General features: G+C 71.7%; 18 protein-coding genes. 10 read left to right on the top strand and 8 right to left on the bottom strand.

Annotated features, from left to right (window positions below):
- Positions 1–203: 203 nt before the first annotated feature.
- Entirely contained in the window at positions 204–800 is a 597-nt protein-coding gene (locus AB0J97_RS24895) for a response regulator transcription factor (RefSeq protein ID WP_364092358.1), read from the top strand.
- 141 nt (positions 801–941) lie between these two features.
- Here the strand turns inward: AB0J97_RS24895 and AB0J97_RS24890 are convergent, their stop codons facing one another.
- Complete coding sequence (locus tag AB0J97_RS24890) at positions 942–2057, bottom strand: PP2C family protein-serine/threonine phosphatase (protein ID WP_364092356.1); 1116 nt, start codon at positions 2055–2057, stop codon at positions 942–944.
- A 118-nt stretch (positions 2058–2175) separates the two neighbouring features.
- On the opposite strand from AB0J97_RS24890, the gene AB0J97_RS24885 reads away from it, so the two are divergent.
- Positions 2176–3408, top strand: a complete 1233-nt coding sequence (locus AB0J97_RS24885) for a GNAT family N-acetyltransferase (RefSeq protein ID WP_357705238.1) — start codon at positions 2176–2178, stop codon at positions 3406–3408.
- Between the two features lie 83 nt (positions 3409–3491).
- Positions 3492–3647 carry a hypothetical protein gene (locus AB0J97_RS24880; protein ID WP_357705236.1) on the top strand — a complete coding sequence of 52 codons (156 nt, stop codon included), beginning with the start codon at positions 3492–3494 and terminating at the stop codon, positions 3645–3647.
- Here the strand turns inward: AB0J97_RS24880 and AB0J97_RS24875 are convergent.
- The gene (locus AB0J97_RS24875; protein ID WP_352360446.1) at positions 3644–4111 is read right to left on the bottom strand and encodes a ribose-5-phosphate isomerase; all 468 of its coding nucleotides are present in this window, start codon (positions 4109–4111) and stop codon (positions 3644–3646) included. The genes AB0J97_RS24880 and AB0J97_RS24875 overlap by 4 nt on opposite strands.
- A 90-nt stretch (positions 4112–4201) precedes the next feature.
- On the opposite strand from AB0J97_RS24875, the gene def reads away from it, so the two are divergent.
- Positions 4202–4687, top strand: a complete 486-nt coding sequence (gene def, locus AB0J97_RS24870; RefSeq protein WP_357705234.1) for a peptide deformylase — start codon at positions 4202–4204, stop codon at positions 4685–4687.
- 8 nt (positions 4688–4695) lie between these two features.
- On the opposite strand, the gene AB0J97_RS24865 is transcribed toward def, so the two are convergent.
- Positions 4696–6099 (bottom strand): aldehyde dehydrogenase family protein, encoded by a 1404-nt coding sequence (locus AB0J97_RS24865; protein ID WP_364092353.1) that lies wholly within the window; start codon positions 6097–6099, stop codon positions 4696–4698.
- A gap of 129 nt (positions 6100–6228) precedes the next feature.
- Positions 6229–6849 carry a disulfide bond formation protein DsbA gene (locus tag AB0J97_RS24860; RefSeq protein ID WP_357705230.1) on the bottom strand — a complete coding sequence of 207 codons (621 nt, stop codon included), beginning with the start codon at positions 6847–6849 and terminating at the stop codon, positions 6229–6231.
- A 90-nt stretch (positions 6850–6939) separates the two neighbouring features.
- Here AB0J97_RS24860 and pepN point away from each other — a divergent pair, with 90 nt between their 5' ends.
- The 3 genes from pepN to AB0J97_RS24845 all read left to right on the top strand — a co-directional run bounded on the left by pepN (position 6940) and on the right by AB0J97_RS24845 (position 12021).
- Positions 6940–9504, top strand: a complete 2565-nt coding sequence (pepN, locus tag AB0J97_RS24855) for an aminopeptidase N (RefSeq protein ID WP_364092350.1) — start codon at positions 6940–6942, stop codon at positions 9502–9504.
- 94 nt (positions 9505–9598) lie between these two features.
- A complete protein-coding gene (locus AB0J97_RS24850; RefSeq protein ID WP_364092348.1) occupies positions 9599–11041 on the top strand; it encodes a protein kinase in 1443 nt (480 codons plus the stop codon).
- Positions 11042–11070: 29 nt separating this feature from the next.
- Positions 11071–12021, top strand: coding sequence for a hypothetical protein (locus AB0J97_RS24845; RefSeq protein ID WP_364092346.1), 951 nt, complete (start codon positions 11071–11073; stop codon positions 12019–12021).
- An 18-nt stretch (positions 12022–12039) separates the two neighbouring features.
- Here AB0J97_RS24845 and AB0J97_RS24840 read toward each other — a convergent pair whose 3' ends face one another.
- From AB0J97_RS24840 to AB0J97_RS24830, 3 genes are read right to left on the bottom strand one after another with little or no spacing between them, the layout of a single operon-like run.
- A complete protein-coding gene (locus AB0J97_RS24840; protein WP_364092344.1) occupies positions 12040–12402 on the bottom strand; it encodes a DUF5130 family protein in 363 nt (120 codons plus the stop codon).
- A gap of 7 nt (positions 12403–12409) precedes the next feature.
- A complete protein-coding gene (locus AB0J97_RS24835) occupies positions 12410–12700 on the bottom strand; it encodes a hypothetical protein (protein ID WP_364092342.1) in 291 nt (96 codons plus the stop codon).
- Positions 12701–12753: 53 nt separating this feature from the next.
- A complete protein-coding gene (locus AB0J97_RS24830) occupies positions 12754–14160 on the bottom strand; it encodes an amidase (protein WP_364092340.1) in 1407 nt (468 codons plus the stop codon).
- Between the two features lie 190 nt (positions 14161–14350).
- Between AB0J97_RS24830 and AB0J97_RS24825 the strand changes: the two genes are divergently transcribed.
- Positions 14351–15127 carry a nuclease-related domain-containing protein gene (locus AB0J97_RS24825; RefSeq protein WP_357705217.1) on the top strand — a complete coding sequence of 259 codons (777 nt, stop codon included), beginning with the start codon at positions 14351–14353 and terminating at the stop codon, positions 15125–15127.
- A gap of 6 nt (positions 15128–15133) precedes the next feature.
- On the opposite strand, the gene AB0J97_RS24820 is transcribed toward AB0J97_RS24825, so the two are convergent.
- Positions 15134–15862, bottom strand: a complete 729-nt coding sequence (locus AB0J97_RS24820; protein WP_357705215.1) for a TetR/AcrR family transcriptional regulator — start codon at positions 15860–15862, stop codon at positions 15134–15136.
- A gap of 69 nt (positions 15863–15931) precedes the next feature.
- Here AB0J97_RS24820 and AB0J97_RS24815 point away from each other — a divergent pair, with 69 nt between their 5' ends.
- Together AB0J97_RS24815 and ilvD are read left to right on the top strand one after the other, a co-directional pair.
- Positions 15932–16741, top strand: coding sequence for a thioesterase family protein (locus AB0J97_RS24815; RefSeq protein ID WP_364092337.1), 810 nt, complete (start codon positions 15932–15934; stop codon positions 16739–16741).
- Between the two features lie 85 nt (positions 16742–16826).
- Entirely contained in the window at positions 16827–18665 is a 1839-nt protein-coding gene (gene ilvD, locus AB0J97_RS24810) for a dihydroxy-acid dehydratase (protein ID WP_364092334.1), read from the top strand.
- The last annotated feature ends 72 nt before the right edge of the window (positions 18666–18737 follow it).

Below are 18737 nucleotides of genomic sequence, written 5' to 3'. Positions count from 1 at the left end.
GTGCGGTTGCGAGGGTGTCCAGTTCGGTCGTCACAACCCGAGAATGGACATCCTCGCCCTATCTCCGCAGCTACGCCTTGGACTCATTCATCTAGTCGAACTCATCACATCCCTCGGGCTTGTCCGCACTTTGGCGAATCCACGAGCCACATTGACAGTAAGCGATCAGCCGATCACCCTGGGAGACGATGGAGGGGGACGCCTTGATCCGCATACTCATCGCCGAACACCTGCCCTTGGTGCGACGCGGTCTGCAGGCCACGCTCGAAGCCGAGCCCGACCTGCGGGTGGTCGCCGAGACAGGCTGCCCCGACGGCGTGCTGCCCGCGGCGCGGTCCAGCGCGCCCGACGTCGCGATCGTCGACCTCGACCTGCCGGGCCTGCCGGTCGCCACCCATCTGACCCAGCAGATCCCCCACTGCTCGGTGCTGATCCTTTCCGCGCGGCCGAGCCCCGGCGAGGTGCGCAGGGCGTTCAACGGCAGCGTGCTGGGGTTCATGAGCCTGCGGGTGGCGCCCGAGCGGCTGGCCGAGGGGGTGCGCCAGGTCGCGGCGGGCGGCCGGGCGGTGGAGTCGGAGCTGGCGGTGGCCGCCCTGCAGTCGGCCGCCAACCCGCTCACCCGGCGGGAGCTCGACGTGCTGCGCATCGCGGCCGGCGGGGCGAGATCGACGGAGATCGCCGACCAGTTGTTCCTGTCGGTCGGCACCGTACGCAATCATCTGTCGCGGATCATGTGCAAGACGGGCGCCCGCAACCGGCTCGATGCCGTACGCATCGCCAGCGACAGCGGCTGGCTGTGAGAGCGGCCCACGGGAGCCGGACGAGGAGACGGGCCCGGTGGAGCCGCGCCGCTCCGCCGGGACCCGAACAGTCGAATGATCTCAGCCTGCCGAACCCGCTGCCAGTGACCGCCATCACGACCTGACCCGTGTGAAACGTCACTACGGACGCCAGATCAACACCAGCGCGCAGTCGTCGTTGTGGCCCGAGGACATCGCGTTGACCAGCGCCCTCGCGCCGTCGCGGAAGCCGGAGGGCAGCAGCCGTTCGGCCTCGCCGAGCAGCCGGTCGAGCCCCGCGTCGATGTCGCGCCCCGGCTGCTCGATCAGCCCGTCGGTGTAGAGCAGCAGCGCGTCGCCCTTGCGCAGGGTGCCGCTGTCGGGCTCGCAGTGGAGGTCGGGCACCACGCCGAGCACCACGCCCTTGGCCGAGGCGACCTGCCAGTTGCCGGTGCCCGAGTCGAGCTTGACGACCGGCGGGTGGCCGGCCGAGGTGATCGTGTAGTCGCCGGTGGCCAGGTCGAGGCGTACGTGCACGGCCGTCACGAAGCCCTCGTCGCCGCGCTGCCGGTGGAGGTAGGCGTTGCACGCGGGCAGGAAGTCGTCGACCGAGCCCAGCAGCCCGCCGAACGTGCCCGACAGCAGCAGCGCGCGGGTGCCGGCGTCGACGCCCTTGCCCGAGACGTCGACGAGGGCGATCTCCACGGAGTCGCCGTCGCGCATGGAGACCAGGAAGTCGCCGCCGAACGACGAGCCGCCGGCCTGCTTGAGCACCACCTTGGCGCCCCAGTCCTTGGGCAGCGGGGGCAGCTCGCCCTGGCTCTTGAGCCGGTCGCGCAGCTCCAGCAGCATCGCGTCGCCGCGCAGCCCCTGCACGCCGAGCTTGCCCCTGGTACGGGCCATCAGCACGGCCAGCACGGTGGTGAACACGATCGTCACCGTGAGCCCCAGCCCCACCCGCGCCACCCCGAGCGTGGCCGCGATGTAGGCCAGCGCGACGCCCACCGCCACCAGCAGCTTGACCAGGCTGCGCAGCCGCAGCTGCAACCCGCCGATCAAGGTGACCAGGATGAGCAGCGACGGCGAGAACCACTCGGTGGACACCTTCGCCGCCAGCAGCCCGATGACGAGCGAGAGCACGGTCAGGGTGATGAGCAGGTTGCGGTCGCGGGCCAGCGGCCCTCTCCGGAGGAACCGGACGGCAGACACCAGGAACGGCACCCGCACCAGGACCGCGCGGACCCGTGGCGGAATCAGCGGCGCCGGACGGGAACTCATGATGCGTGTGACTGTATCGGTCTGACCCCTGTTTGGGCAGCCCACTTGACCAAGGCCTTGATCATTAAGCACGGATATTGGGTGGCCGTCCCCCTTTGCCCGCTCCTACCGTGGACGGATGACCTATCCGATCCGTCCCATTGACGAATCCGAGTGGCCGGGCTTCGCCGGCGTGCTCGCAGAGGGGTTCGGCTGGACGCCGCATCCCACCCAGGACGAGCGGTTCAAGGCGGCCACGGAGTTCGACCGCACGCTGGTCGCCTTCGACGGCACCACCATGGCGGGCGTCACGTCCGTCTTCAGCCTCACGATGACGGTCCCCGGCGGACGCCAGATCCCCGTGGGCGGCGTGACCGCGGTCGGTGTGCTTCCCTCGCACCGCCGCCGCGGCGTGCTGTCCGCGCTCATGCGCCGGCAGCTGTCCGACATCCGCGACCGGGGCGAGTCGGTGGCCGCCCTCTACGCCTCCGAGTCGCTGATCTACGGCAGGTTCGGCTACGGCAGGGCGGCCAGCGAGCTGTCGTACCGCATCGACAAGCACCGCTCGGCCTTCGTGCGGGACGCCCCCACGGACCCCGCGCTCAGGATCAGGGTGGTCTCCCCCGCCGAGGCCAGGAGCGACTTCGAGAAGCTGTTCTCCGAGGTCGTGACCCGGCGTCCGGGACGATACGCGCGCAACCGGCACATCTGGGACGGGATGCTCGCCGACGAGGAGCACGACAGGGACGGCTGGGGCTCGCTGCGCGCGGTGCTCGCCGAGGACGACGGCAACGTGCGCGGCTACGCGCTGTTCCGCACGAAGTCCGCCTGGGACCCCAACGGCGTGGCCAACGGCGAGCTGCGGCTCATCGAACTGGAGGCGGCCGACCCGGCGGCCTACGCCCTGCTGTGGCGCAACGTGCTGGACCGGGACCTGATCACCAGGCTGGAGGCGTACGCCCGGCCGGTGGACGACGCCCTGACCGCGCTGCTCGCCGACTCCCGGCAACTGCGCGCGACCTGGTCCGACGAGCTGTGGGTACGCCTGGTCGACGTCGACGAGGCCCTGACCGCCCGCGCCTACGCGGCCCCCGTGGACCTGGTGATCGAGATCGAGGACGACGTGTGCCCGTGGAACGCCGGCCGCCGCCGGCTCACCGCGGGCACCGACGGCGCGCAGTGCAAGCAGGTGGACGACGAGCCGGACCTGACGGTGCCGGTGTCCGCGCTCGGCTCGGCGTACATGGGGGATGGCCTGCTCGGCGCCCAGCTCGACGCGGGCCTGCTGCGCGAGCGCACGCCGGGCGCGGTGCGGGCGCTGGCCGCGGCCATGGCCTGGACCCCCAAGCCACTGGCCGGGCTGGTGTTCTGATCCCCGGAACAAGACCGGAGACAAGACCGGAGACAGGGCACAGGACAAGGCACAGAACGAGACCCGGAGCGTAGGCTCGGAGCATGGCCCTGCAAAGTCTGCAGATCACCGCGACCATCGCCATGCGGGCCCGCGACGTGTCCAGGCCGTCGAAGGAGCAGCAGGAGGCCGCCGACCGGCGGCCCCTGCGCGACGAGACGCCACGGCGCGAGGCCAGGCGCAAGAGCGAGCCCGCCTAGGGCAGCGAGGGCAGCTGGCCGATCGTCTCGTAGGTGGTCAGCTGCGCGATGCGCCTGCTGTGGCGCTCGCTGCCGGAGAAGGAGGTGGTCAGGAAGACCTCCACGAACCTGGTCGCCTCCTCGGTCGTGTGCATGCGGGCGCCGATGCTGACGACGTTGGCGTTGTTGTGCTCGCGGGCCAGGGAGGCGGTCTCCTCGCTCCAGGCCAGGGCCGCGCGGATGCCGCGCACCTTGTTGGCCGCGATCTGCTCGCCGTTGCCCGAGCCGCCGATCACCACCCCGAGGCTGCCGGGGTCGCCGGCGACGCCCTCGGCGGCGCGCAGGACGAACGCGGGATAGTCGTCCTCGGCGTCGTAGACGAAGGGACCGCAGTCGGTCACCTCGTGGCCGTGGTCCTTGAGCCAGGACACGAGGTGGTTCTTGAGCTCATAGCCGGCATGGTCGGCACCGATGTAGACACGCACCCGTCCAGTCTTCCACAGCCCCGCCGATCCCACTCGCTGGCTAGAGTAAGGACCCCAACCGTTCCCCAGTCCTTACGAAAGTGGAGACGCATGCGTGAGATCCGCGTCATCGGCGATCCGGTGCTGCGCACGCCCGCCGAGCCCGTCACCGACTTCGACCGCGAGCTGCGCCGCCTGATCGAGGAGATGTTCCAGGCGATGTACGCGGTCAACGGCGTCGGCCTGGCCGGCCCGCAGATCGGCGTGTCGCGGCGGCTGTTCGTCTACGACATCGCCGGCCGCAAGGGCCACGTCGTCAACCCCGTGCTCACCGTCGACGACGCCGAGGAGGTCTCCGACGAGGAGGGCTGCCTGTCGGTGCCCGACCGCCGCACCGGCACGCCGATCTACGCCGCCGTCGCGCGGGCGGCGGGCGTCACCGTCGAGGGGCTCGACCGGTTGCAGCGGCCGGTGCGCCTGAAGGCCCGCGGCTCGCTGGCGCGCTGCTTCCAGCACGAGACCCAGCACCTCGACGGCAAGCTGTACGTGGACCGCCTGCCGAAGGACGAGGCCCGCAAGATCATGCTCCGCGCGTAGGCCGGGGCCTACAGCTGCAGCGACTTGATCTCCAGGTACTCCTCCAGGCCGAACTCGCCCAGCTCGCGGCCCACTCCCGACTGCTTGTAGCCGCCGAAGGGGGCCAGCGGGTTGAACTGGCCGCCGTTGACGACGACCTGACCGGTGCGCAGCCTGCGCGCGACGGCGACCGCGCGCTCCTGGCTGCCCGACCAGACCGCCCCGGCCAGGCCGTACCTGGTGTCGTTGGCGATCTCCACGGCCTGGCCCTCGCTCGTGTACGGGATCAGCGCCAGCACGGGCCCGAAGATCTCCTCCTGCTCGATCGTCATGCCCGGCTCGACCGCGGCGAAGACCGTGGGCTCGACGTAGAAGCCGCGTTCGCGGGGGCGCTCGGTGCCGCCTGCGACGAGCCTGGCGCCCTCCTCCTGACCCCGGTTGATGTAGCGGACCACCCGCTCGCGCTGGGCCGCCGACACCAGGGGCCCGACCCTGGTGGCCTCGTCGAAGGGGTCGCCGACGGTGTACTTGCGGGTCGCCTCGACGGCCAGGCGGACGGCGTCGTCGTACTGGTCGCGGTGGACGATCATCCGGCTCCAGGCCGAGCAGGTCTGGCCCGCGTTGATGAAGCAGTTGGCCACCCCGACCTTGACGGCCGTGGCGAGATCGGCGTCGGGCAGGACGATGTTGGCCGACTTGCCGCCGAGCTCCAGCGCCACCCGCTTGACGGTCTCGGCGGCGAGCGCGGCGACCCGGCGGCCGGCCGCGGTGGAGCCGGTGAAGGAGACCATGTCCACGTCGGGATGGGCGGCCATGGCCTCGCCGACGACCGGGCCGCGTCCGCTGACCAGGTTGAACACCCCGGGCGGCAGGCCGACCTCGTCGAAGATCTCCGCCAGCGCGTACGCCGCGAGCGGCGCCACCTCGCTCGGCTTGAGCACGACCGTGCATCCGGCGGCCAGCGCGGGGCCGACCTTGCAGATGATCTGGTGGAGCGGGTAGTTCCAGGGCGTGATCGCCGCGACGACCCCGATCGGCTCCTTGACCAGCAGCGAGTTGCCGATGCGGGACTCGCGCGGGTAGCTCTCGGCCATCTGCGCGTAGGAGGACAGCACGGCCGCGGGCATCAGCGTCTGCACCTTGAGCGCGAAGCCGAGCGGCGCGCCCATGTCGGTCGCGATCGTCCGCGCGACGCTCTCGGCGCGCTGCTTGAGCAGCTCGGCCGCGGCGCCGAGCAGCTTCCCGCGCTGCGTCGCCGACGTGTCGGACCAGACGGGGAACGCCTCGCGCGCCGCCGACACCGCCGCCTCGACGTCGTCGGGGGTGCCCGCGGGCACCCGATCGATGATCTCCTCCGTGGCCGGGTTGGCGACCTCGATGGACTCGTCTGACGTAGAGGCGTTCCAGGAACCGCCGATGTACAGCTGGCGCATGGGGCCATCCTCGCGTGCACGTCGTGGACTGGCGACAGCATGGACCGGGCAGAGGGGGATTCCTTATCCTCGGCGCGCCCGAGACCTACCGCCAGGGTAGGAGTCTTACCCCGGCGGCGGAAGACATATCTAGTCGAAGGTGGGCTGTCTGGTACGAGTCCGCTTCAGCTCGAAGAAGTCATCGAACTCGGTGACGAGAAGAACGCCGTCCCACAGCCTGCCCGCGTCCTCGCCCTTCGGGATGGACGTGATCACGGGACCGAAGAAGGCGTTGGCGCCGACGCGGATGACCGGGGTGCCGACGTCCTGGCCGACCAGGGTGATGCCCTCCTGGTGGGAGGCGCGTACGTCGTCGTCCCACTCGGTGGAGTGGGCGGCGGCGGCAAGGTCGCGGCTGAGGCCGATCGCCTCCAGGGAGTCCTCGATGAGCTCGCCGAGGCGGCTGAGGTCCTTGCTCCCGCCCTGGTTGTGCAGGCGGGTGCCGAGCTCGGTGTAGAGCGGGCCGACGACCTTGTCGCCGTGCGCGGCCCGTGCCGCGGCCACGACGCGGACGGGTTCGATGGCCCTGGCGATGGCCTCACGGTAGGAGTCGGGCACGTCATTGCCCTCGTTGAGGACGTTGAGGCTCATCACGTGCCAGCGCGGCTCGATGGCGCGAACCTTCTCCACTTCGAGAAGCCATCGTGACGTCGCCCAGGCAAATGGGCAGAAAGGATCGAACCACAGGTCCACGGGAATCTTCTCAGTCACGTGGGGCCATAACCTGAGGGTGTCGAGGTCCTATTCCCGGCGTGGCAGGATACCGACAAACTACAACGAAGTGGTGAAAAGGAGCGCAACTTGGCAGGGAACCTGACCCGGGACGAGGCTCGCGAGCGCGCCCGGCTGTTGACGGTCGAGTCGTACGACGTCGCACTCGACCTGACGGAGGGGGACGAGCGCTTCGAGAGCGTCACGACGGTGCGCTTCACCAGCACCAGCCCGGGCGCCTCCACCTTCATCGACCTCCACGGCGCCAACGTGCGCAAGGTCACCCTCAACGGCGTCGACCTCGACGTCTCCGCCTACGACGCCGAGAAGGGCCGCTTCCCCCTCCCCTCGCTGGCCGAGTCCAACGAGCTGCTGGTCGACGCCGACTGCAGCTACATGCGCACGGGCGAGGGCCTCCACCGCTTCGTGGACCCGGTCGACCAGAAGGTCTACCTGCACAGCCAGTTCGAGACGGCCGACGCCCACCGCATGTACGCCTGCTTCGACCAGCCCGACCTCAAGGCGGTCTTCCAGCTCACCGTGCTGGCCCCGGCCGACTGGGAGGTCGTCTCCAACGGCGCCGCGGCCAAGGTGGAGGACCTCGACGGGCACTCCGGCCGCCACGGCGGCGTCGAGGCGGCCAGGCGGTGGGAGTTCGAGGCCACGCCGGTGATCTCCACGTACATCACCGCGCTGGTGGCCGGGCCGTACTACAAGGTCACCTCGGAGCACGACGGCATCCCGCTCGGCCTCTACTGCCGCGCCTCGCTCGGCGAGCACCTCGACGCCGACAACCTCTTCGAGGTCACCCGGCAGGGCTTCGACTTCTTCCACCGGGTGTTCGGCGTCCGCTACCCGTTCACCAAGTACGACCAGCTCTTCGTGCCCGAGTTCAACGCCGGCGCGATGGAGAACGCGGGTTGCGTGACGTTCCTGGAGGACTACGTCTTCCGGTCCCGCGTCACCGACGCGGTCGTCGAGCGGCGCGCCGAGACGATCCTGCACGAGATGGCCCACATGTGGTTCGGCGACCTGGTCACCATGCGCTGGTGGGACGACCTGTGGCTGAACGAGTCCTTCGCCACGTACGTGTCCGTGCTGGCCCAGGCCGAGGCCACCCGGTGGGGCAACGGCGCGTGGACCACGTTCGCGAACGTGGAGAAGTCCTGGGCCTACCGCCAGGACCAGCTTCCCTCCACCCACCCGATCGCCGCCGACATCCCCGACATGCAGGCGGTCGAGGTCAACTTCGACGGCATCACGTACGCCAAGGGCGCCTCGGTGCTCAAGCAGCTCGTCGCCTACGTCGGCCTGGACAACTTCCTGGCCGGGGTGCGCGACTACTTCGCCGAGCACGCCTGGGGCAACACCGAGCTGAAGGACCTGCTCGCCGCCCTGGAGCGCACCTCGGGCCGCGACCTGTCGTCGTGGTCGAAGGAGTGGCTGGAGACCGCGTGGGTCAACACGCTGCGTCCCTCCTTCGAGGTGTCCGACGGCCGCTTCACCTCCTTCGAGGTGCTGCAGGAGGCCCCGGCCGACTACCCGACGCTGCGCTCGCACCGCATCGCGATCGGCCTGTACTCGCTGGTCGACGGCGTGCTCACCCGGACCAAGCGGGTCGAGCTCGACGTGGTGGGGGCCCGTACGAGCGTGGCCGAGCTGGTCGGCGCCGAGCAGCCCGACCTGGTGCTGCTCAACGACGACGACCTCACCTACGCCAAGATCAGGCTCGACGAGCGTTCCCTGCGCACGCTCGTCGAGGGCGGCATCGCGGCCTTCACCGACTCGCTTCCGCGCGCTCTGTGCTGGTCGGCGGCCTGGGACATGACCCGCGACGGCGAGATGTCCACGCGCGACTACGTCAGGCTGGTCATCTCCGGCGCCGGCACGGTCTCCGACATCACGGTCCTGCAGGCGGTGCTGCGCCAGGCGCGGCAGTCCGTCCAGCAGTACGCCGACCCGGCCTGGCAGGCCGAGGGCCAGGCGCTGCTGGCCGCCGAGCTGCGCTCGCTGCTCGGCTCCGCGGCGCCCGGCTCCGACCACCAGCTCGCCTTCCTCCAGGCGTTCGCCCCGGTGGCGGTCTCCGCCGCCGACCTCGACCTGGTGCAGGCCATCCTCGACGGCACCGGCGTGCCCGAGGGGCTGACCGTCGACGCCGACCTGCGCTGGACGCTGGTGGCCGCGCTGGTCTCCGGCGGCCGGCTGGACGAGGCCGACATCGAGGCCGAGCTGCGGCGCGACCCTACGGCGACGGGTGAGCGGTCGGCGGCGCTGTGCCGGGCCGCGATCCCGACGGCCGAGGCCAAGGCGGCGGCCTGGGCCCGGATCGTGGGCGGCGAGCTGGCCAACCACATCGCCCGCAGCACCATCGCCGGCTTCCAGGACCCGCATCACACCGGGCTGCTGGAGCCGTACCGGGAGAAGTACTTCGCCGAGGTCGGGCGCGTCTACCAGGAGTGGACGTTCGAGAAGGCCTCGACGTTCGCCGTGGGCTGCTTCCCCACGCTGCTCATCGAGCCCGCCACGGTCCAGGCCGCCCAGGACTTCCTGGCCGCCGAGCAGCCGCCGCAGGCCCTGCGCAGGCTGATCCTGGAGGGCGCCGACGGCGTCAGCCGCGCCCTGCGCAACCGCGAGACCGACGCCGCGTCGGCCTGATCCACCCGGGTCCCCGCCACGCCCGGCGGGGACCCGGCTTCGCGCTGCGCCGAATACGGCCTGAGCACGGAGAGTGGGTGTTAGCCTCAAGTACGTGCTAGGCGCCGGTACCACGCTCAACGACCGCTACGTGCTGGCCGACCGCCTCGGCGGCGGCGGCATGGGCGAGGTCTGGCGTGCCGACGACCTGGTCCTGGGCCGGGCCGTCGCGGTCAAGGTGATGATGCCCGCCCTGTCGGAGAACCCCACCTTCACCCAGCGCTTCCAGAACGAGGCCAGGGCCATGGCCACGCTCAGGCACCGCGGCGTGGTCGGGGTCTACGACTACGGCGTCCACGAGGCCGACGGGCGCCGGGTCAGCTACCTGGTCATGGAGTACGTGCGGGGCGAGTCGCTCGACCGCGTCCTGCGCCGGGGCCCGCTCGGCCCCCAGGAGGCCATGCGCCTGATCGCCGAGGTGGCCGACGCGCTGGCCGCGGCCCACGCGCAGGGCATCGTCCACCGCGACGTCAAGCCGGCCAACCTCATGGTCAGGCCCGACGGGCAGGTCGCGCTGACCGACTTCGGGGTCGCCCACTCCGCCTCGGCCGGTCACCTCACGGCCACCGGCACCATGCTCGGCTCGGCCGCCTACTGCGCGCCGGAGATGGCCGCCGGCAACGAGGTCACGCCCGCGGTCGACGTCTACGCGCTGGGCGTGGTGGCCTACGAGTGCCTGACCGGGCGGCTGCCGTACCAGGGGGAGACCCCTGTCCAGATCATCTTCAAGCACCTCAACGCGCCCGTGCCCGAGCTGCCCGCCGAGCTGCCCGCGGCGGTGCGCCAGGTGGTGTCGCGGGCGCTGCAGAAGGACCCGGCGCAGCGCTGGCCGTCGGCCTCCGACATGGCGCGGGCGGCCCGCGCCTCGGTGAGCGGCGCGGCCCTGCCGGTCGACCTGCCGGTCGACCTGCCGGTCAACACGTCTCCCGTCACCACGTCCTCGGTGTCCGCGTCCACGACGAGCGGTCCCCACCCGGGCCTCCAGCCGACGGGCGTCATGCCCGCGGCCGACGCCGGATCGCCGTTCACCATGCCGTCGGCCCCGGCCGGCCGCACGTCCCGCCGGCGGCGCACGCTGACGGCCCTGGTCACCATGGCCGCCGCCGTCATGGTCTCGGCCGCGGTGGCGGGGTCGGTGTGGCTGCGTCCGGCCGAGCCGGCGAGCACGGGCGAGGTGCTGCCGCCCGCCGAGGAGACCACGCAGGCCCACACCCCGAGCAGCCCGGAGCACACCACCAGGCAGCCCGTGCCGCCGACCAAGGCCGCGCCGAGCGCCAAGCCGAGCGGCACCACCAGCGCGACGCCCGGCCCGACCGTGGCCCCCACCACCCCGAGCGCCACGCCCTCCATCTCGCCGAAGCCCACGCCCACCGCGACCACCGCCGAGCCCGAGCCGTCGCAGGAGCCGAGCCAGCCCGGCCCGGAGGAGCCCACGGACGAGCCCACGGTCACCAGCCCGCCGGAAGACGTCCAGTGCGTGCGCGCCCCGTGTCCGTGACCGTTCCAAGATCGTGAGAAAGTCATCGCGTGGATTCGACTCGTGAGCTGCTGATCGCCCTCGCCCGCCGGTACGCCTTCGCCGACCTGGGCGCGCTCGCCCCCACGGCCGAGATCTCCGACGTGTGCGAGTTCGGGCAGCGGCTGCTCTCGCTCGACGCCGAGGACTTCGCTGCCGAGGCCAGGTCCGTGCCGGCCGACCTGCGCCGGCTCGCCCGCGCCTGTCACATGCCGCAGACGCCGCGGGAGCAGCCGCGCGGGGCCCTGGAGTCGCTCAAGCCCGCCTATGGCCTGCTCCTTGAGGTGATCGCCGTCCGCTGGCACCGGCGCGAGCTGAGCCCCATGATCGCGGCCGTGCACATCGCCAGCGAGTACCTGCCGCTGCTGGCCTTCGAGCCGCAGCTCGGCCACGCCGGCGACCCGGCCCGCTGGCCCGCGGGGCTGAGCGCGCCCGGGAGCAGGTTCGGCGTGATCGGCGACCGGGAGTGCGACCACACCAAGTCCGAGCAGTCGGCCACCAACCGCACGCTGCGGGTGTCGGTCGAGCCCGGCGAGGGCTGGCGGGCCTACTTCGACCGGCAGCACAGCCAGCTCGCGGGCGCGCTGGCGGTGTGCGTCGCGACCTGCCGCAACCCGTGCACGGCCATGGACTGGATCGAGCCCGAACCGCGCGCCGACCTCCAGGTGCGCGCCCGTACGGCGCTGACCTTCGCCGAGACGCCGCTCGTCCGGCTGCGGCATGCCGCGCCCGTCGGGCACGGGTTCGGGGTGCCGTCCCCGGAGGAGGTGCTCGACGCCTGGGAGCGCAGCCGGGCGGCGCTGGACAAGAACGCCGTGGGCGCGGCGGCCACCGAGGACGACGACTTCCCGCTGCCCGGGCTGCCCGCGCTGTTCTCGGCCGTGGCGGGGGCGCCGATCGAGCCGTCCGGGCTGCTCGCCGGCGTCAGCGACCACGTCGTCACCCTGCTGCAACGCGCCTGACGACCGCTGCGGCGCAGGTCAGTGGCGGGTCGTGGCCTGTTCGCCGAGGGCGGCGATGCCGTACAGGAGGCCGCCGACCAGGTCACCGGCGCTGAAGGCGGTGGCCATCGACAGGGCGGTGAGCCGGCAGGCGCCGTCGCTCAGCCGCCGCCTGGCGTTCGGGCCCGTCACGATCTCCACGGCGCGTCCGGCCGGATCGACGAACACCAGCACGGCGTCGGCGGCCTCGGCGCCCAGCGCGGCGTGCAGGCGCTCGGCGAAGTGCCGCCGGGCGCCGACCGGCTCGCCCAGGAACACGCCGAAACGCAGCCCGCTGCGCCGCTCAGCGCCCTGGACGGCCTTCCGGAGGTCGTCGGCCTGGGCCGTCGTCAGCGTGCGCATCGCCGGGTCACCATCCCGCCGAAGCGCCGCCGAGGTGCCCGTCAGGCTCTGCGGTCGCCGCCGAGGCCACCCAGTCGTGCTCGGACGTCCGCGCCCAGGGCGCGACGCCGTCGGCCAGCACCAGCCCCGACGTGCTCACGCCGTGCTCGCTCCCGGACGGCCCGCCCACCCACACCGGCCCCGCCTCCGCCACCCGGGACGAACCACGCCCCGGCACCATGACCAGCAGGCTGATCAGGACGAACAGCCCTGAGGACACCCCGAGGAGAAAGAGCAGACTTTCCGCTGCGCTGTTCACACGACGAACGTAATCCTCAGCCGGGGGCCCGGCCAGACCCAGGCCGCGACCGCCTACCAGACGACCGGCCGCCGCTCCCCCCAGAATCCGCCCCTGGCGGCCTCGACCTGGGCCGACAGCGAGATCAGAGTGCCCTCGCCACCGATCCGCCCGGCCAGCATGACGCCGATCGGCAGGCCGTCGCCGCTCCAGTGCAGCGGCAGGTTCACCGCGGGCTGGCCGCTGACGTTGTAGATCGCGGGGAAGGCGGCGAAGCGCTTCATGCGCTCGAACGTCTCCTCGACGTCGTCCACGTCCTCGAACCAGCCGATCGGCCTGGGCGGCTGGGTGAGGGTCGGGGTGAGCACCGCGTCGTAGGCGTTCGTGATCGCGAGCGCGCCCCGGGTGGCGAGCTGGAGGGCCGCCTGGGCCTGGAGGAACGCGGGTGCGGGGGTGGCCAGGCCGCGCTCGCGCAGCCATCGGGTGAGCGGCCGGAGCAGGTGCCGCTGGTCGTCGGCGACCGGGTGCATGCAGGCGAAGGTGTACCAGAGGGTGACGAACTGCGGCACGAGGTCCACGCCGAACGGCCTGGGGATCTCGACGACCTCGTGCCCGAGGCCGGCCAGGGTCTCGGCGGCGTCCTCGTACGCGGCCAGCACCTCGGGGTCGATCTCGGTCCCCGGCACGACGGGGTCGGCGTAGCGGGCGATGCGCAGCCGTCCGGGGTCGCGGCCGGCGCAGTCGAGGAACGTGCCCTCGTGGCGGGGCGCGAGGTAGAGGTCGCCGGGCTCGTTGTGCGCCATCACGTCGAGCAGGGCCGCCGCGTCGGCCACGGTACGGGCGATCGGGCCGTTCGTGGACATGCCCGCCAGGTCGGGGATGATCGGGGCGAAGCTGATCCGGCCACGGGTGGGCTTGATGCCGTACAGGCCGCACGCCGAGGCCGGGATGCGGATCGAGCCCGCGCCGTCGCTGCCCTGGGCGGCCGGGGCCAGCCCGGCGGCCACGGCGGCGGCCGCTCCCCCGCTGGACCCGCCGGCCGAGGTGCCGAGGTCCCAGGCCGAGCGGGCGGGCGGCGAGACGTCGGTCTCGGTGTAGCAGGGCAGGCCGAACTCGGGGGTGGCGGTCTTGCCCAGGATGACCGTGCCGGCCTCGCGCAGCCGCGTCACGACGGTGTCGTCCACCGGCGCGACGAACCCCCGGTACACCGCCGACCCGAACGTGATCGGCACGTCCTTGACCAGATTGAGGTCCTTGACCGGGATCGGCACCCCGGCCAGCGGCCCGTCCGGCAGGTCCTTCTCCAGGCGTCGGGCCTGGTCGAGGGCCTGTTCGCCGGTCACGGTGACATACGCGCCGACCTGCGGATCGATCCGTTCGATCCGGTCGAGATAGTGCCGGGTCAGCTCGACCGGTGAGACGTCACGGTCGCGGACGGCCCGGGCCTGCTCAAGCGCGGAAAGCTCATGAAGTTCTCGCACGATCGGCACACTAGGCATCTCTAGAGAAGAACGTAAGACATACCCCGAAAACATGAGTGGAACACGATGAGCTGGGCCATAAAACTATGGACAGGTCAACACTAGGAATCGTTCCGATCTCCGGGCTACGGTGAGTTACGTGGACTCCGACAACCAGCGAGAAGACGGTCACAATGCGTCACCCATCTGGGTGAGCGACCGGCCAGAGGGCGAGCAGACCGCCGCCGCGACGCCATCGGCGCCCACGACCACCTACGCGCCCGTGGAACGCGCGTCCATGCGTGACCTGCTCCAGCAGCCACGGTTCCGCCGCCTGCGCAATCGCGCGCTCGTGGCGGTCGGCGTGGCGGTCGTGGTGGGCTTCCTGTTGCGCGACTGGCGCATGGGAGTGACCGCGGGGGTGGTCGCGGCCATCCTCGAAACGGTCTACCGCGCGCGTTCCCATTCCACGGTGCCGGCGTGGCGGCGCGCGTCCGTGGCCGAACGGCGTACCGAGGGGCAGCTCCGCAGGCTGGAGCGCAGCGGTTACCGCACCCTGCACGCCAGGGCGATCCCAGGCAGCGAGGCGCAGATCGACCACCTCGTGGTGGGGCCGACCGGCGTCTACGCGGTCGACTCCGAGAAGTGGGACAAACGGCTTCCCGTCCGCGTCCAGTCGGGCAAGAAGCTGTTCCACGGTCCCTTCGACATGAAGCCGAGGCTGACCGAGGCCAAGTGGGAGGCGTCCCAGGCGAGCGAGCTGATCAGCAAGGCGTTCGGCCGCGAGGTCGTCGTCGTGCCCTCGCTGGCCATCTACGGGCCGCCCGTGCCGTGGAAGATCATGACCATCCGCGGCGTGGACGTCTACCAGGGCGACCGGGCCCGCAAGTGGATCACCAAGCGGGAACGGGCGCTGACCCCGGCCGAGATCGACCGGCTCTACGACATCGCCGCCCAGGTCCTGCCCGCCAGGTACGGCGAAGGCTAGGACGGCCTAGGACGGCCGACGGACCTCGCGGAGTTCCGCTCCGCGGGGTTCTTTCACGTCCGCCGACAGCCGGGCGCCGAAGTCGTCCAGTTCGGCGGCCAGCACGTCGCTGGGCGGCAGCGCGCCGGGCAGGCGGGACGCCAGCGCCGTGCCCATCCCGGCGATGCGCACGATGTGGTCGATCAGCGCCTCCCGGTCTTCGGGCCACGGGAACGACGGCTGGGCGATGAGCAGCGAGACGCAGCCGTGCATGGACGACCACAGGCCGAGCGCCAGCTTCTCGGGGTCGCCTTCGAGCACGCGGACGGCCACGCAGGCGGCGACGGCCGCCACCATGTGGCGGAAGCACTCGGCGGCGGCCGGCGGCACGCCCTGCGCGGTCGAGGGCCGCATCATCAGCACCCGGTACTGCACGGGATGGTCCAGGGCGAAGCGGGCGTAGGCCCGTCCGCAGCGGCCCAGCGCGAGGAACGGGTCGCCCGTCAGGTTCTCGCGGAACAGGCGGCCGAGCTCGTCCCACACGCGCAGGCAGACCGCTTCCAGCAGCGCTTCCCGGTCGGCGAAGTGCAGGTAGACCGAGGGGGTGGACACCCCGGCGCGCTGGGCGACGGCGCGCAGGGTGAGGGCGTCCTCGGTGCCGGACTCGGTCAGCAGGTCCTCGGCCGCGCGCAGGATCTCCTCCCGCAGCAGGCCGCCTTCTCCGCGCCGGGCGCGCACACGTTTCGCAGCGGTCATGGAACTCACATTGACGCCGTCAGGTTGACGGTGTCAAGCTGACCTTCTGCGGAAGGGATATCGCGAAAAATGGGGACTTTCGGGGAGGCGACCGCGCTGGTCGCCCGCGGCGCGGACGCGTTCGGCGCCACGCTGGACGCCCAGTGGAGCGTGGGCACCAAGCTGCACGGCGGCTACCTGCTGGCCGTGCTGGCCCGCGCCGCCTGCCAGAGCACCGCCGGCGAACGGCACCCGCACGTGACCGCCGTGAGCGGCGCCTTCCTCGAGCCGCCCGTGCCGGGCCCGGCGGACGTGCGCGTGGAGCCGCTGCGGATCGGCCGCAGCGTGGCCCAGGTCCGGGTCTCGCTGGCCCAGGAGGGCAGGGTGCGCGTCGAGTCGCACGTCACGCTGGGCGTGCTGGACGACGGCGACCCCTGGTGGTCCGCGCTCCCGCCGGTCGAGCTGCCGCCCGAGGAGGACTGCTTCCTCGTGCCCACCGAGGCGCCCGGCGCGGGCTTCGCCGTGCCGCTGATGGCCGTGGTGGAGGAGCGCGTCGATCCGGCCCATCTGGCGTTCGTGTTCGGCACACCGGCCAGGAAGGGCGTGATCGCGACCTGGCAGCGCCTGGCCGACGGCACCGACTGGGACCCGCTGAGCCTGCTCGTGGCGCTGGACCCGGTGCCGCCGGTCTCGTTCGAGCTGGGGCTGTCCGGCTGGGTGCCGACGATCCAGCTCTCGGCCTACGTCCGCCGGCTGCCCGCGCCCGGCCCGATCAGGGTCCGCCTGTCGGCCACGGACGTCGGGGGCGACCGCATGGACGAGGTGGCCCACGTGTGGGACTCCAAGGGGCGGCTGGTGGCCCAGGCGACGCAGCTGGCGGCCGTACGGTTGCCGGACTGAGGTGTCCGGTTGATGGACACGTGTCTCAGCCGCCGGGCGGGTGGCCGTAACATGTGAAGACTCGCCTCATGATGGGAGAAGCACAATGCCGGCCCTCAGGTCACGTACGGTCACCCACGGCAGGAACATGGTCGGCGCCCGGGCCCTCCTCCGGGCGACCGGCGTAGCCGGGAGCGACTTCGGCAAACCCATCATCGCGGTGGCCAACAGCTTCACCCAGTTCGTCCCGGGCCACGTGCACCTGCGCGAGGTCGGCGACGTGGTGTCGGCCTCGATCCGCGAGGCCGGGGCGATCCCGCGCGAGTTCAACACGATCGCCGTCGACGACGGCATCGCGATGGGCCACGGCGGCATGCTCTACTCGCTGCCGTCCCGCGAGCTGATCGCCGACGCCGTCGAGTACATGGTCAACGCCCACTGCGCCGACGCGCTGATCTGCGTCTCCAACTGCGACAAGATCACCCCGGGCATGCTGCTGGCCGCCCTCCGGCTGAACATCCCCACGATCTTCGTCTCCGGCGGGCCCATGGAGGCCGGCAAGACGCCCGGCCGCAAGCTCGACCTCGTCGACCCGATGATCGCCGCGGCCGACGACTCGGTGTCCGACGCCGAGCTGCTGGAGATGGAGGAGAACGCCTGCCCGACCTGCGGCTCCTGCTCGGGCATGTTCACCGCCAACTCCATGAACTGCCTGACCGAGGCCATGGGCCTGGCCCTGCCCGGCAACGGCACGATCCTGGCCACCCACAAGAAGCGCAAGCAGCTCTTCGAGGACGCCGGCCGCCAGCTCGTCGAGATCACCCGCCGCTACTACGAGGACGGCGACGAGTCGGTGCTGCCGCGCTCGATCGCCACCCGCGAGGCGTTCGAGAACGCCATGGCGCTCGACGTGGCGATGGGCGGCTCGACCAACACGATCCTGCACATCCTGGCCGCGGCCCGCGAGGCCGAGGTCGACTTCGGCCTCAAGGAGATCAACGAGATCTCGCTGCGGGTGCCGTGCCTGTGCAAGGTCGCCCCGGCCACGAGCAAGTACCACGTCGAGGACGTCCACCGCGCCGGCGGCATCCCGGCCATCCTGGGCGAGCTCGACCGGGCCGGGCTGCTGCACCGCGACGTGCCCACCGTCAACGGGGGCACGCTGGCCGACACGCTGGCCGCCTGGGACGTCAAGTCGCCCTCCGCGCTGCCGGAGGCCACCGACCTGTGGCACGCGGCGCCGGGCAACGTGCGCACGGTGAAGGCGTACTCGCAGGACAACCGCTGGGACTCCCTCGACCTCGACCGGGCCGAGGGCTGCATCCGCGACCGCGCACACGCCTACAGCGCCGACGGCGGCCTGGCCGTGCTCTACGGCAACATCTCGCGCGACGGCGCGGTGGTGAAGACGGCCGGGGTCGACGAGTCGATCTGGAAGTTCAGCGGGCCCGCGGTGGTGTTCGAGTCGCAGGAGCAGGCCGTGGAGGGCATCCTCGGCGGGCAGGTCAAGGAGGGCGACGTGGTGGTCATCCGCTACGAGGGCCCCAAGGGCGGCCCCGGCATGCAGGAGATGCTCTACCCGACCTCGTTCCTCAAGGGCAAGGGCCTGGGCAAGGCGTGCGCGCTGGTCACCGACGGCCGCTTCTCCGGCGGCACGTCCGGGCTGTCGATCGGGCACGCCTCGCCCGAGGCGGCCGAGGGCGGCACGATCGCGCTGGTCGAGGACGGCGACATCATCGACATCGACATCCCCGGCCGGTCGATGGAGCTGCGGGTGCCCGAGGCCGAGCTGGCCGCCCGGCGCGAGCGGCTGCTGGCCGACCTGGGCGGCTACCGGCCGCGCGACCGCAACCGGCCGGTGAGCGTGGCGTTGCAGGCGTACGCGGCGATGACCACGTCCGCCTCGACCGGCGCCTCGCGTGATCTGTCGCAGCTGTCCCGATAGTTAGTGTGCGGTGGGCCCCCGGTCCACCGCACAGATTTTCGAAAATTGTCGGTGGTCGTCCCTATTCTTGGG

The organism is Nonomuraea sp. NPDC049607 (assembly GCF_040675375.1).
Lineage (GTDB): Bacteria > Actinomycetota > Actinomycetes > Streptosporangiales > Streptosporangiaceae > Nonomuraea.
Note: the sequence above shows the minus strand (reverse complement) of the source record. Positions and strands in the feature narration are given on the sequence as shown.

Coding starts and splice junctions, on each gene's coding strand:
- AB0J97_RS24865 (WP_364092353.1), bottom strand. CDS start 6,099: ATGCGCCAGCTGTACATCGGCGGTTCCTGGAACGCCTCTACGTCAGAC.
- ilvD (WP_364092334.1), top strand. CDS start 16,827: ATGCCGGCCCTCAGGTCACGTACGGTCACCCACGGCAGGAACATGGTC.
- AB0J97_RS24840 (WP_364092344.1), bottom strand. CDS start 12,402: ATGCGCACGCTGACGACGGCCCAGGCCGACGACCTCCGGAAGGCCGTC.
- AB0J97_RS24820 (WP_357705215.1), bottom strand. CDS start 15,862: ATGACCGCTGCGAAACGTGTGCGCGCCCGGCGCGGAGAAGGCGGCCTG.
- def (WP_357705234.1), top strand. CDS start 4,202: ATGCGTGAGATCCGCGTCATCGGCGATCCGGTGCTGCGCACGCCCGCC.
- AB0J97_RS24885 (WP_357705238.1), top strand. CDS start 2,176: ATGACCTATCCGATCCGTCCCATTGACGAATCCGAGTGGCCGGGCTTC.
- AB0J97_RS24880 (WP_357705236.1), top strand. CDS start 3,492: ATGGCCCTGCAAAGTCTGCAGATCACCGCGACCATCGCCATGCGGGCC.
- AB0J97_RS24815 (WP_364092337.1), top strand. CDS start 15,932: ATGGGGACTTTCGGGGAGGCGACCGCGCTGGTCGCCCGCGGCGCGGAC.
- AB0J97_RS24890 (WP_364092356.1), bottom strand. CDS start 2,057: ATGAGTTCCCGTCCGGCGCCGCTGATTCCGCCACGGGTCCGCGCGGTC.